This window comes from Streptomyces sp. NPDC015345 (assembly GCF_043078805.1).
Classification (GTDB): Bacteria; Actinomycetota; Actinomycetes; order Streptomycetales; family Streptomycetaceae; genus Streptomyces.
In genome coordinates, this window is the sequence record NZ_JBIBTX010000003.1 from 340,618 (window position 1) to 353,944 (window position 13,327).

Genomic DNA, 13,327 nt, shown 5'->3' on the forward strand with positions numbered 1-13,327 from the left:
GGAAGCTGTCAGGTGTGAGCCTCCGGAGCCTGCGGGCGGGCGTCTCCCGCGGCGTCGCCTCCCGCGCCGCCGTCCCACCGCGCCCGCCGCATGTCGAGCTTCGGCACGTGGCCCTGGGCGGCGCGCGAAGCCTGGCGCAAGGGGGTGCCCTCCTCGCGGTACCGCTCCAGGGCCCGCAGTTCGTGGCCCGGCAGCAGGACACCGTCCGAGCGGACGACACGCCACCACGGGACAGCGCCTCCGTAGAGGGCCATGACCCGGCCCACCTGGCGCGGGCCGCCCTCCTCCAGCCACTCGGCGACGTCCCCGTACGTCATCACGCGCCCCGGGGGGATCATTTCCGCGACCTCCAGGACCCGCTCCGCGTACTCGGGGTACTCCGGCGGCGACGCGTCGCCGTCAGTCTCGTCCGGCGCGCGTCGCTCTCGCCTCTCCTCGCTCATCCGGACCATCCTGCCGTACGCCACCGACACCGTGACAGGCCCGCCACAGAGCGTCCCGCTGGGCGGCCGGCGCGGCACAAAGTGTCGTTTCGTGACCACTTCGCATCCTTGCGTTGCCCCCTGCTGCCCCCCTGTAGCGATCCGGCATGCCACCATCGTGCGGGCGGTGACTGGTGATACGAGATCAAGAAGAGACCACGGAGCAGCAGGGCGTGCATCCCGATGACAAGGCGGGCAGCTCTGCTTCCGAGTCGCACCCGGACGCCGGTGAGCCTGCCCTGAACACCGAGAACGACGGCGACAGCGACGACTGCGCCGAGGGCAGCGGAGCCCACACCGACCAGCTCGAGCGGGACGAACCGCTCCTCTCCGCGCGCGTGCACCGGCCTTCCGACCTCATGCGGCTGCTCGTCGGCATCCTCGCGATCGTCGTGCTCCTCGCGATCGCCGCCTTCGCGCACGGCACGACGTCCGGGCTCGAACAGGACATCGACAAGGGCACGGACCAGGCGCCCGACCTGCTGATCAAGGTGGCGGGCCTGGTCGCCAGCATCGGGGTGCTCCTCGTCCCCGTCGCCTTCGCGATCGAACGGCTGATCAAACGGGACGGCCTGCGCATCGCCGACGGCGTCCTCGCGGCCGTCCTCGCGCACGGTGTGACGCTGGCCACCGATCTGTGGGTCGCCAAGGGCGCCCCCGACTCCATCCAGGACGCGCTGACCAAGCCGTCCCCCGCGGACCTGCACGCGTTCACCGATCCGGTGCACGGCTACCTCGCGCCCGTCATCGCGTACATGACGGCCGTCGGCATGTCCCGCAGACCGCGCTGGCGCCTGGTCCTCTTCGTGGTGCTGCTGCTCGACGCGTTCACGATGCTGGTCACCGGCTACACGACACCGTTCTCGATCCTCCTGACGGTGCTCATCGGCTGGGCCGTGGCGTACGGAACGCTCTACGCCGTCGGCTCGCCGAACGTACGGCCCACCGGGCAGACGCTCCTGGCGGGCCTGCGGCACGTCGGTTTCCGCCCCGTGAGCGCCTCCCGCGAGGAGTCCCCGGACAGCGAGCACGGCGACCGCGGACGCCGCTATTTCGTCACTCTGGAGGACGGTCCACCTCTGGACGTCACGGTCATCGACCGCGAACAGCAGGCGCAGGGCTTCTTCTACCGCGTCTGGCGCCGGCTGACGCTGCGCGGCATCACGCAGCGGCGCAGCCTCCAGTCCCTGCGTCAGGCCCTGGAGCAGGAGGCCCTCCTCGCGTACGCGGCGATCGCCGCCGGGGCCAACGCGCCCAAGCTGATCGCCACCTCCGAGCTCGGTCCCGACGCGGTGATGCTCGTCTATGAGCACACCGGCGGCCGCTCCCTGGACTCCCTGCCGGACGACGCCATCACCGACGAGCTGCTGCGCGACACCTGGCGGCAGGTGCGGGCGCTCCAGTCCCGGCGGATCGCGCACCGCAGGCTCGCGGGTGACGCCGTCCTGGTGGATCGTTCCGGCACGGTGATCCTCACGGACCTGCGCGGCGGCGAGATCGCCGCGGGCGACCTGGTCCTTCGGATGGACATCGCCCAGCTCCTGACCGCGCTCGGACTGCGCGTGGGTGCCGAGCGCGCGGTCGCCTGCGCCGTCGAGATCCTCGGCCCGGACGCGGTGGCCGACTGTCTGCCGCTGCTCCAGCCGATCGCCCTCACCCGGTCCACCCGCGGCACGCTGCGCAAGCTGGCCCGGGAACGGTCGCAGCGCGAGCGTGAGGCGGTCCTGGAGGCCTCCCGCAGGTCCAGGCAGGCCGTACGCGCGGAGGTGCCCGAGGAGCCCCGTACGGACAAGCAGGCCCAGAAGCAGGAGAAGCAGGCCGCCAAGCAGGAGCGGCAGGCCGAGAAGCAGGCCATAGACGAGGCTCTGGAGCAGGCGCGCGAGGAGGATCTGCTCACCCAGATCCGCCACCAGGTGCTGCTGATCCGCCCGACGGCGCCGGTCGAGCCGGCGCAGCTGGAGCGGATCAGGCCCCGCACGCTGATCAGTTTCATCGCCGGTGCCATCGGCGCGTACTTCCTGCTGTCGCAGCTCACGCACGTCGAGTTCGGCACGCTCTTCCAGGAGGCCGAGTGGGGCTGGGTGGCCGCCGCCGTCGGGTTCTCGGCGCTGAGCTACTTCGCCGCGGCGATGAGCCTGCTGGGCTTCGTACCGGAGCGGGTGCCGTTCCTGCGGGCGGTGGCGGCGCAGGTCGCCGGGTCGTTCGTGAAGATCGTGGCGCCCGCCGCGGTCGGCGGTGTCGCGCTGAACACGCGGTTCCTCCAGCGGTCCGGGGTGCGCTCCGGGCTCGCGGTGGCGAGCGTCGGGGCCTCGCAGCTCTTCGGGCTCGGCTCGCACATCCTGCTGCTGCTCGTCTTCGGCTATCTGACGGGGACGGAGAAGACGCCGTCGTTCACGCCTTCCCGCACGGTCATCGCCGGTCTCCTGTCGGTCGCGGTGCTCGTGCTTGTGGTCACGGCGATCCCGTTCCTGCGGAAATTCGTCGTCACGCGCGTGCGGTCGCTTTTCGCGGGTGTCGTGCCGCGCATGCTGGACGTGTTGCAGCGGCCGCAGAAGCTGCTCACCGGCATCGGCGGCATGCTGCTGCTGACGCTCATGTTCGTGCTCTGCCTGGACGCTTCGGTACGGGCCTTCGGCAATGAGGAGATGGCGACGCTGAGCCTCGCCAGCGTCGCGGTGGTCTTCCTCGCGGGCAACGCACTGGGCTCGGCGGCGCCGACGCCGGGCGGTGTGGGCGCGGTCGAGGCGACGCTGACCTTCGGCCTGATCGCGGTCGGCGTCCCGAAGGACGTGGCGGCGCCCGCGGTGCTGCTCTACCGGCTGCTCACGCTGTGGCTTCCGGTGCTCCCTGGGTGGCTGTTCTTCAACCACCTCACAAGGAAGGGGCTGCTCTAGCGCTCCGCCGGGGCCCGTTGGGGTCGCGGAGGGCTGGGGCCGCACCCGGGCCTCACCCACACGGCCCGCGCCCCGAGCGTCCCGTCAGGACCCCCCGCAGGATGGGCACATGCCCTCACAGTCCCAGCCACGCGCCGCCGCCCTGGCCGCCGCCACCCTGCTCCTGTCCGCCACGCTCACGGCGTGCGGCGGCAGCGACTCCAAGGACTCCAAGGACGACCACCTGCCGGCTCAGAAGCTGAGCTGGAAGGACTGCCCCGCGCCCGCCGACTCCCAGGGCGGCGGCGAGGCCCCCTCACCGCTGCCCGGCGGCGCCGGATGGCAGTGCGCCACCATGAAGGCGCCCCTCGACTGGGCGAAGCCGACGGGCGAGACGATCGACATCGCGTTGATCAAGGCGGCCGCGAGCGGTGACAAGGGGAAACGCATCGGGTCCCTCGTCTTCAACTTCGGCGGCCCCGGCGGCTCCGGCGTCACCACACTGCCCGCCTTCGGCCCGGAGTACGCCAAGCTGCGCACCCGCTACGACCTGGTGAGCTTCGACCCGCGCGGGGTCGGCCGTAGCGCCGGCATCGAGTGCCAGGACGCCGAACAGCTGGACGCGTACTTCCAGCAGGACTCGACGCCCGACGACGACGCCGAGACGAAGAAGCTGATCGACAACGTCAAGGCGTTCAACGACGCCTGCGAGAAGAACTCCGGCAGGACGCTCCCGCACGTCCGCACCACCGACGCGGCCCGCGACATGGACCTGATGCGCCAGGTCCTCGGCGACGACAAGCTGCACTACTTCGGCATCTCGTACGGCACCGAACTCGGCGGCGTCTTCGCACACTTGTTCCCCGAGCGAGTGGGCCGAGCCGTCTTCGACGCCGTCGTCGACCCCACCCAGACCGCCGAGCAGGGCTCGCTCGGCCAGGCCGAGGGCTTCCAGCTCGCGCTCGACAACTTCGCCAAGGACTGCACCTCCCAGGTCGCGGACTGTCCCGTCGGCGACACCGAGCAGGACGTCAAGGACAGAATCGCGAAGCTTCTCAAGGACCTGGACGCCAAGCCGATCCCCGGCATCCCGCCGCGCCAGCTGACCCAGACCGCGGCCACCAACGGCATCGCGCAGTCCCTCTACTCCAAGGACTTCTGGCCGTACCTCACCCAGGGCCTCGAAGAGGCCTACGACGGTGACGGCAAGATCCTCATGCTGCTCTCCGACTCCATGAACGGGCGCAACGAGGACGGCGAGTACAGCAACATCCAGGCCGCCAACGTCGCCATCAACTGCGCCGACGACAAAGCGCGTTACTCCACGCAGCACGTCGAGGAGAAGCTGCCCGCCTTCCGCAAGGCCTCGCCGCTGTTCGGCGAGTACCTGGCGTGGGGCATGCTCGGCTGCACCGACTGGGCGGTCGAGGGCCAGGCCGACCACCCGGACGTCAGCGCCGAGGGCGCGCCGCCCATCGTCGTCATCGGCAACACCGGTGACCCGGCCACGCCGTACGAGGGGGCGCGCAAGATGGCGCGGGCGCTCGGCGAGGGCGTCGGCGTCGAGTTGACGTACAAGGGCCAGGGGCACGGAGCCTACGACAGCAAGAACACCTGCGTGCGCGACGCGGTGGACGGCTACCTCCTCGACGGCAAGGTCCCGAAGTCGGGCACGGTCTGCTCCTGACCCCGCCACAGCCCCTCCACGTCACTGTCAGTGGCCCCGCCTACTATGGCTGGACTGTCTTCCAAGGGGGGAAGCGCCTTCATGCAGCGTTACGTACGATCCGCGGCACTGGCCGCCGCAGGGGTTCTGGTGGCCGGCCTGGCCGTCGGCTGTGGCGGTTCGTCCGACGACGGCAAGAGTGACGGGAAGGACGGCAAGGGGGACGAGAAGGGCGGCGGCCAGGGCCTCGCCTCCCAGAAGCTGGACTGGGACCGCTGCGACGCCCCCGAGGGCGGCACCGCGCCGGGCTCCGAATGGCAGTGCGCCACCCTCAAGGTCCCGTTGGACCACGCGAAGCCGAGCGGCGAGATCATCGACCTCGCCCTGATCCGCGCCAGGACCACAGGCAAGGGCGACCGCATCGGCTCCCTCGTCTTCAACTTCGGCGGACCCGGCGGCTCCGGCGTCTCGGGCCTGCCCTCCTTCGCCGACAAGTACGACTCGCTGCGTGAGCGGTATGACCTGGTCAGCTTCGACCCGCGGGGGGTCGGCGCCAGCGAGGGCGTGCGCTGCCGCGACGACAAGGCCACCCAGGCCGCCGAGGAGAAGGTCGACCTCACGCCGGACACCCCGGCCGAGGAGAAGGCGTACTTCAAGGACGCGGCGGACTTCGGCGCCGGCTGCGCACGCGGCGCGAAGAAGCTCATCGGTCACATCTCGACCGCTGACGCCGCCCGCGACATGGATCTGATGCGCCAGGTCCTCGGCGACGACAAGCTGCACTACATGGGCATCTCGTACGGCACCGAACTCGGCGGTACGTACGCCCACCTGTTCCCCAAGCGCGTCGGCCGCCTCGCCATGGACGCGGTCGTCGACCCCAGTGCGGACTCGGTCGGCCACGCGGAGAACCAGGCGCGGGGCTTCCAGCGCGCCCTCGACAACTACTTCAAGTCCCGTGGCCAGGACCCGAAGGCGGGCACCAAGAAGATAGCGAAGCTGTTCGAGCGCCTGGACGCCGAGCCGATGCGCACCTCGGGCGACCGGAAGCTCACGGAGTCCCTGGCGAGTACGGGGGTCCTGGTCACCCTGTACAGCAAGGAGACCTGGCCCATGCTGACCAGCGCCCTGGATGATGCCGAGAAGGGCGACGGCACGGCACTGCTCCGGCTCGCCGACGCCTACAACGAACGTGACCCCTCCGGGCGTTACAGCACGCAGAGCCACTCGCAGCGGGCGATCTCCTGCCTGGACACCAAGGCGCGCTCCACTCCGGAGGAGGCCAAGAAGCGCCTGGACCGGTTCCGGGAGATATCGCCCGTCTTCGGAGGCTTCCTGGGCTGGGACACGGCGGGCTGGTGCCATGACTGGCCGGTGGCCGGACAGCACGACTCCCCCGAGGTCAGCGCGCCGGGCGCCGCCCCGATCCTGGTCATCGGCAACACCGGCGACCCCGCCACGCCCTACGAGGGCGCCCGCAAGATGGCCGACGAGCTCGGCAAGGGCGTCGGCGTCCACCTGACCTGGAAGGGCGAGGGCCACGGCGCGTACGGCAACGGCAGCGACTGCGTGGACGACACGGTCGACGGTTACCTGCTGAAGGGCGAGGTGCCAAAGGACGGCAAGGTCTGCGAGTCCTGAACCCGGCGCACCGCCGGCCTGAGCGAAGGAAGGGCCCCGCACCACGTGGTGCGGGGCCCCTCTGCTGCTCAAACGCCTAGTAGACCGGCTTCTCGGGCTCGATCTGGTGGACCCAGCCGATCACGCCGCCGCCCACGTGGACCGCGTCGGAGAAGCCCGCGGACTTCAGGACGGCGAGGACTTCCGCACTGCGGACACCCGTCTTGCAGTGCAAGACGATCTTCTTGTCCTGCGGGAGGCTCTCCAGGGCGGTGCCCATGAGGAACTCGTTCTTCGGGATCAGCTTGGCGCCGGGGATCGAGACGATCTCGTACTCGTTGATCTCGCGGACGTCGATGATCTCGATGTTCTCCCCGTCGTCGATCCACTCCTTGAGCTGCTTGGGAGTGATCGTCGAACCGGCCGCCGCTTCCTGGGCCTCCTCGGACACGACGCCGCAGAAGGCCTCGTAGTCGATGAGCTCGGTGACGGTGGGGTTCTCGCCGCAGACCGCGCAGTCGGGGTCCTTGCGGACCTTGACCTGGCGGTACTGCATCTCCAGGGCGTCGTAGATCATCAGGCGGCCGACCAGCGGCTCGCCCGTGCCCGTGAGGACCTTGATCGCCTCGGTGACCTGGATGGAGCCGATCGACGCGCACAGCACGCCGAGGACGCCGCCCTCGGCGCAGGAGGGGACCATGCCGGGCGGCGGGGGCTCCGGGTAGAGGCAGCGGTAGCAGGGGCCGTGCTCGGACCAGAAGACGGAGGCCTGGCCGTCGAAGCGGTAGATCGAACCCCAGACGTACGGCTTGTTCAGGAGCACGCACGCGTCGTTGACCAGGTAGCGCGTCGCGAAGTTGTCCGTGCCGTCGACGATCAGGTCGTACTGGCTGAAGATGTCCATCACGTTGTCGGCCTCAAGCCGCTCTTCGTGGAGGATCACGTTCACGTACGGGTTGATGCCGAGGACCGAGTCCTTCGCGGACTCCGCCTTGGAGCGGCCGATGTCGGCCTGGCTGTGGATGATCTGCCGCTGGAGGTTGGACTCGTCGACCTCGTCGAACTCGACGATGCCGAGCGTGCCGACACCGGCCGCGGCGAGGTACATCAGCGCCGGGGACCCGAGGCCTCCGGCGCCCACACAGAGCACCTTGGCGTTCTTCAGCCGCTTCTGCCCGTCCATCCCGACATCCGGGATGATCAGGTGGCGGGAGTACCGGCGGACCTCGTCGACGGTGAGCTCAGATGCGGGCTCGACCAGGGGTGGCAGCGACACGGGGACTCCGTTGGTCGGTTCCTACGTACGGTTGTTCTCTGCGTAACACTGCCACGCCCTTCTTCATTCCGAGACACCTGTTCCGACCCGCGAGACGATGTCGTCCCAGTAGCCGGGCATGGACTCCCAGGGGCCGCCCGCCCCGCCCCCGTCGACGTGGTCGGTGAAGTAGATCGTCGAGGCTCCCTGCCAGCGGGCGATGCGCAGCGCCTCGTCCAGATGTCCGCGCGGCATGCCGTGCACGAAGTGGCAGAAGCGCTCGGGCGGGTGGTCGGCGGTCCACTCGGCCACCTGCGACCAGCGGTAATCGCTCCACGGGCCCGCGAAGGTCACCAACTGGTCGCCCGTTTCCGCGTATCCGGGATGCGGGTGCGTCCCGTTGCCGAGCACGATGTGCGCGTCGTCGACGAGCGCGCGCAGGGTGGTGACGGTTCTGCGCACCTCCGGGAGCGCCGTCCGCCCGGCCGGGCAGCGATCCAGGGAGAAACCGTCGACGAGGTACCAGTCGAGGTAGCGGTGCGCGTCGGAGATCAGCTCTCCGAAGGGCCGGGCGCCGTACATCGTGTCGAGGTGGCCGAGGACGCGGATGCCCGCGTTCCGCAGGCGGCCCGCCGCCTCCAGGCAGTGTGGGTCGGGCCGCTCGCCCGGACCGTTCGCGACATTCAGGACAACCCACTTCAAAGGGGTGCCGGGTCGGGTCAGTTCGGCCCATTCGACGGGGGCGACGAGGGGGTGGGCGAAGCCCGGGATGCCGAAGCCGATGCGTACGTCCGTGCTGGCGGCGCCCCGTGTGGTCCTGGTCAGATGCGGCATGCGGCCTCCATCCAGATGTCGGCGAGCGACTCCTCGAGGTTGATGCGGGGCCGCCAGCCGAGCCGGTCGCGTGCGGTGCGCACATCGGCCTGTTGCCAGCTGCCGCAGCCGTCGGGGTAGGGGTACGCGGCCGGCATGCCGTGTTCCGAATCGGCGCGGGGATGGCCGAGGGCCGCCCGCATGGGCACCTGGTCGAGCTCGTGCAGGGCGCCGCCGTACCCGGCGACGCGGGCCAGCACGGCGGCCGCGTCCCGCAGGCGTACAGCACGGCCCGAGCCGATGTTGACGACGCCCTGGGCGGCGGAGAGCGAGGCGGCGTGGACGGCCCGCGCGACGTCGCGTACGTCGATGAAGTCCCGCTGCACGCCGAGTCCGCCGAGTTTGAGCTCGCCGTCCCCCGCCTGCATCGCGCGCCGCATGGCCTCCGCGAGGCGGCCGAGCGGTGAGCCGGCGGGGGTGCCGGGCCCGGCGGGCGAGAACACCCGCAGGACGACGGCGTCGAGCCCGGAGCCGAGCACCAGTTCCGTGGCGGCCAGTTTGCTGACGCCGTAGGGGCCGCCGGGGCGCGGCACGGCGTCCTCCGCGGTGGAGGAGCCGGGCTGGCTCGGCCCGTACTCGGCGCCGCAGCCGAGTTGGACGAGCCGCGCACCGCAGCCGCTGCGGCGCAGGGCCTCGCAGATGGTGGCGACGGCGACGGTGTTGTGCCGGGTCAGCTCGCGGGCGCCGCCCCGGGTGGCACCGGCGCAGTTGATGACGACGCCCGGGTGCACGGCGTTCAGGAAGCGGGTGAGCGCGCCGGGGCTGCCGCTGGCGAGGTCGAACCGTACGTCCGAGTCGTCGCCGCGGCCGAGCGCGGTGAGCTGCACCGCGGGGTCGGCGAGCAGCCGGTCTGCTACGAACCGGCCGAGGTATCCATTGGCTCCGATCAGCAGCACTCTCATCGGGCGCCTCCTGGAGTGGCCGCTCGGGGGCGGAGACGGCTGCGGGTGGTCATCTGGTGTTCTCCTTCGAGGTATCGCCGTGGGTCACGGGATCTGGCCCGCGGTGTCGGCCCCGCGGGAGAGTGGTCTGGCGGGCCTGTGGCGATCGGCTCATGGCGTGTCGCCGGGACCGGGGTGGGGCGGGGCCTTGGCTTGGGGGGCGCTTTCCGAGGGGGATGGGGTGCGCCCGGCGTGGGGCGGGGTGCTGCCCGCGAGGGCCGGGGCGCCGTCAGGCTGGAGCAGGGCGCCGGCTTGGGGTGGGGCGCTGCCCACGTGGGAGGAGGTGCTGCCCACGTGGGAGGAGGTGCTGCTGACGTAGGGCGAGGCGCTGTCCGCGTGGACCGAGGCCAGTGGCAGAGATCTGGCCGCGTGGATCAGGAGGGCCAGGGCGGCTGTCCCGCACGCCGCGGTGGGGACGGCGCCCGGGCCCCAGGTGTCGACCGCCGCCGTCACGGGCGCCGCCGCCGCGTCGCAGCCCGGCAGGCGGCCCGCGAACACCAGGGCCAGGGAAGCCACTTCGCAGACACCCGCCGCGCCGATCAGCAGGGCGGGCGCGCGCGTGAAGCCGTGGACGCCGAGCAGCCGGGCGAGCAGCAGCAGCGCGCCGAGCGCCCCGGCCCCGGCGAGGGCCGAAGGGTCGCCGGGAGCCGCGCCGAGCACCGCCTCCGTCACCGCGAGCAAGGCCCCGAGCGCGGCGAGGAACAGCGCGACCAGGCCGAGCAGCAAGGGCCTTGCCGAGGCGGTGAATTCGTCGAGCCTCCGGCTGGCCCGCAGTCGCCGGCCTGCCCGTACGGCGAAGAGGCGGGAGCACCAGGCCGCGGGTGCGACGGCAAGGGCGAGGCCGAGGAGCGTGGCGGTGGCGGGCTGCCAGAGCTCGCCCGGCTCGTCGGGTCCGCCCGAGACGGCGCCCGTCAGCAGTGCGTCGCCGAGCAGTGCGTACGCGAGGAGCCAGCACACCCACGCGCGCGTGGCGGGCGTCAGGGGGGTGACGGTACGCAGCGGCCCGTTCCGCAGGGCGGCCCGCAGTGCCAGGGCCACGGCGAGCGCTCCGCCGAGCACGACCGCGAGCCGCGCGCCCCCGGTGGTCGCGCCGAGCCCGGCCACGGCCGCCGCGCACATGGCGCCGGGCAGCAGCGCGAACAGGGCCCATCCGGCTTGTACGTCAACTCCCGGGCGGGGCACGTCCTTGGTACGTGCGGCGGTGCCGGGCCGCAGCCACCCACCGCTGTCGTCGTCGCCGCGCGGCACGCGCGCGTACATCTCCTCGGCGAGGGCGAACACGTCCCGGTGCCGATAGCGCACGGCGGCCCGATCGGTCACACCATGCGCCTCAAGTCCCGCCGCGATCTCCAACGGATCAACGGCCCGCTCACACAGCGCACGGTGCTGGTGCATCAGGGCCTTCACCGGGTCGGCGGCACCACTTCGCGGAGCCGTGAGGATCCCCCCGGCGTCCGGCAGGCCCGAGGCCCCCGGCACCTCCACCACACCCGCGGCCTCGGATGCCGTCGCACCACCCTCCTGCCGCGTCATACGCCGGCCCCCTTCAACCGCACCCGCACGTCCGCCTCCTGGGCGGCCCAGCTGGGTACTCCTCCGCTCTCCGCACCGGACGTCGGACCCGCCGCCCACCGCCCCGGCACGGACGCCTCGGCCGGGTTCGCGAACGGCACCGGCCCGCCCGCCTCGTCCAGCGCGTCCCGCCGCACCGGACAGTGCGAGACGATCTCCAGGTAAATGCCGCGAAATGCCGCGACGTTCTGCTCGACGGTGAAGAGTTCGAGGGCCCGCGCCCGCGCCGCCGCGCCCAGGCGTGCGCGCCGCTCGGGGTCGCGCAGCAGCGCCACGCACGCCTCCGCGAGCGCCCGCGGATTGCGCGGCGGTACGACGAGTCCCGTGCCGCCGATGACCTCCACCACCGCGCCGACGTCCGTCGAGACGGTCGCCCGCCCGCAGAACATGGCCTCGACCAGGCTGATCGGAAAGCCCTCGACGACACTGGAGAGCACCACCACCGCGCCCGCGGCGTACACGTCGGCGAGCTCGGGCACCTCGGGTCCGCCGACCTCCTCGAAGGAGACGGGGTTGTCGCCGACGGAGTGCGCCCCCGCCGCCTCGTCCGGGAAGAGCCGCGCGGCGAGCGCCCGGCACTGGGCGAAGTAGTCCTCGGCCCCGCGCCCTTCCGCCGGGGCCCCGACGATCCGCAGGCGCGCCCCCGGCTGTTCCTCGCGCACCTCGGCGAAGGCGTGGAGCAGTGAGATCAGGTCCTTGGCGGGCTCGACGCGACCCACCCACAGCAGCGTGTCCGGCCCGGTGGCGGAGTGGAGGGAAGCGGAGGAAGCGGCGGAAGAGGCGGAAGAGGCGGAAGCGGAGCCGACGGAGTCTCCGTAGCCCCTCTCACCGATCTCCGCGAAACGCCCGGAATCCATGCCGGGATGGACCGTGCGCAGCTTGCCCCGCTCGGCGCCGCAGCGCTCCTGCCAGCGGCGGGCGTGGGTGTTGCCGGGGGTGATCAGCGCGGCCTGGTGGTACACCTCGGCGGCGAGGAGGCCGTGGAAGGAGGCGAGCAGTGCCCGCGCCGGCGCGCTCAGCCCCATGTCGACCGCGGCGAGGTGGTGCGCGCGCAGGTGCACGCCGTACTCGGTCAGGAGGAGCGGTACTCCCGCGAAGTGCTTGGCGAGCAGCCCGGACAGCGCCGCGGGCCCGCCGGAGGTGGCGTGGCACAGGTCGGCAGCGCCGAGCCCGTCGTCGTCGTACCAGTCGAGGGAGAGCGGACGCAGGGTCCGCTCCATCAGGCCTGCGGCGACGAGCAGGTCGCAGACCCGCGCACCGCGGGCGGCACGCAGCGCGCCGGGCGCGCGGCAGGCGCTCTCCAGGGTGCGTGCGGCGCCCTCGGAGCGCAGCGCGCCGATCAGGCCGCCTTCGTCGCGGGCGAGTTCGGCGAGCCCGTACAGCGCCTTGGCGAAACGGTCCGCCACAACCTCGGAATGGTCCTCCGGGGCGGCGTCCACACTCTCCGGGAGGCCCACCGCGCCGTATCCAGGTGACCCACCCGCCCCAGGTGACCCACCGGCCCCAGGCGAGCCACCGGCCCCAGGGGAACCCCCGGCCCCGGCGGAGCCCCCCCGGCAGACCACGTCGGCCAACTCCGCGAAACACTCCGCGAACCGCCGCCGAGCCTTGCGCCCGCGCCAACGCCCGGAGCCACCAGCGGTGCCCGCATTCCACAGGGGAGCCGTGCGCACTCGCGCAACATGGGGCGGGAGTTCGAGCTGCCCGAGGGCCTCCTGCCGCTCGTCACGGCTGAGCGCGTAGACGTCGAACTCATGCTGCTCGAGCCCGCGCACGAGCCGGTCGCACCAGAGTCGGCCCTCACCACTCACATACGGATAACCACCCTCCGTAAGCAGTGCAACGCGCACGAGTGCACCCCCGATCTCCCGTTTGGGGAGCCGCCGTTGGGTCGGCGGCTCACAGCGGGACGAACGTATGCGGTCATGCGGGTGGCGGGGGGGGCGGGGGTTGGGGGGGCCCCCCCAAAAGGGGGCAGCGCGGCTAAATAACCCCCCCCCGGGGGGGGCCGGCGGCGGCGGCCGCCCCGCCCCCCCCACCACCCC

9 protein-coding genes are annotated in these 13,327 nt (G+C 72.0%); 3 read left to right on the forward strand and 6 right to left on the reverse strand.

Features of this window, described 5'->3' with window-relative positions; all coding sequences use genetic code 11:
- Positions 1-8: 8 nt before the first annotated feature.
- Positions 9-443, reverse strand: a complete 435-nt coding sequence (locus ACF062_RS13825; RefSeq protein ID WP_392137953.1) for an MGMT family protein — start codon at positions 441-443, stop codon at positions 9-11.
- A gap of 173 nt (positions 444-616) precedes the next feature.
- On the opposite strand from ACF062_RS13825, the gene ACF062_RS13830 reads away from it, so the two are divergent.
- The 3 genes from ACF062_RS13830 to ACF062_RS13840 all read left to right on the forward strand — a co-directional run bounded on the left by ACF062_RS13830 (position 617) and on the right by ACF062_RS13840 (position 6,662).
- On the forward strand, positions 617-3,376 hold the full coding sequence (locus ACF062_RS13830) for a lysylphosphatidylglycerol synthase domain-containing protein (protein WP_392137955.1): 2,760 nt from the start codon (positions 617-619) through the stop codon (positions 3,374-3,376).
- A 109-nt stretch (positions 3,377-3,485) separates the two neighbouring features.
- Positions 3,486-5,042: an alpha/beta hydrolase gene (locus ACF062_RS13835; protein ID WP_392137957.1), complete on the forward strand. Its 1,557-nt coding sequence runs from the start codon at positions 3,486-3,488 to the stop codon at positions 5,040-5,042.
- Positions 5,043-5,123: 81 nt separating this feature from the next.
- Complete coding sequence (locus ACF062_RS13840; protein WP_392137959.1) at positions 5,124-6,662, forward strand: alpha/beta hydrolase; 1,539 nt, start codon at positions 5,124-5,126, stop codon at positions 6,660-6,662.
- A 76-nt stretch (positions 6,663-6,738) separates the two neighbouring features.
- On the opposite strand, the gene moeZ is transcribed toward ACF062_RS13840, so the two are convergent.
- The 5 genes from moeZ to ACF062_RS13865 all read right to left on the reverse strand — a co-directional run bounded on the left by moeZ (position 6,739) and on the right by ACF062_RS13865 (position 13,132).
- A complete protein-coding gene (moeZ, locus tag ACF062_RS13845) occupies positions 6,739-7,917 on the reverse strand; it encodes an adenylyltransferase/sulfurtransferase MoeZ (protein WP_127912672.1) in 1,179 nt (392 codons plus the stop codon).
- A 63-nt stretch (positions 7,918-7,980) separates the two neighbouring features.
- Entirely contained in the window at positions 7,981-8,730 is a 750-nt protein-coding gene (locus tag ACF062_RS13850) for a spherulation-specific family 4 protein (RefSeq protein ID WP_392137961.1), read from the reverse strand.
- Entirely contained in the window at positions 8,718-9,671 is a 954-nt protein-coding gene (locus ACF062_RS13855; RefSeq protein WP_356574619.1) for an NAD-dependent epimerase/dehydratase family protein, read from the reverse strand. Before ACF062_RS13855 ends, ACF062_RS13850 begins: the two co-directional genes overlap by 13 nt.
- A 150-nt stretch (positions 9,672-9,821) precedes the next feature.
- On the reverse strand, positions 9,822-11,243 hold the full coding sequence (locus tag ACF062_RS13860; protein ID WP_392137963.1) for a hypothetical protein: 1,422 nt from the start codon (positions 11,241-11,243) through the stop codon (positions 9,822-9,824).
- On the reverse strand, positions 11,240-13,132 hold the full coding sequence (locus ACF062_RS13865) for a DUF3492 domain-containing protein (protein ID WP_392137965.1): 1,893 nt from the start codon (positions 13,130-13,132) through the stop codon (positions 11,240-11,242). The genes ACF062_RS13860 and ACF062_RS13865 overlap by 4 nt, the downstream gene beginning before the upstream one ends.
- Positions 13,133-13,327 lie beyond the last annotated feature (195 nt).

What these genes read in the sequence shown, in the direction of transcription:
- ACF062_RS13825 (WP_392137953.1), bottom strand. Translation starts at nt 443, where the DNA reads ATGAGCGAGGAGAGGCGAGAGCGACGCGCGCCGGACGAGACTGACGGC.
- ACF062_RS13835 (WP_392137957.1), top strand. Translation starts at nt 3,486, where the DNA reads ATGCCCTCACAGTCCCAGCCACGCGCCGCCGCCCTGGCCGCCGCCACC.
- ACF062_RS13840 (WP_392137959.1), top strand. Translation starts at nt 5,124, where the DNA reads ATGCAGCGTTACGTACGATCCGCGGCACTGGCCGCCGCAGGGGTTCTG.
- ACF062_RS13850 (WP_392137961.1), bottom strand. Translation starts at nt 8,730, where the DNA reads ATGCCGCATCTGACCAGGACCACACGGGGCGCCGCCAGCACGGACGTA.
- ACF062_RS13855 (WP_356574619.1), bottom strand. Translation starts at nt 9,671, where the DNA reads ATGAGAGTGCTGCTGATCGGAGCCAATGGATACCTCGGCCGGTTCGTA.
- ACF062_RS13860 (WP_392137963.1), bottom strand. Translation starts at nt 11,243, where the DNA reads ATGACGCGGCAGGAGGGTGGTGCGACGGCATCCGAGGCCGCGGGTGTG.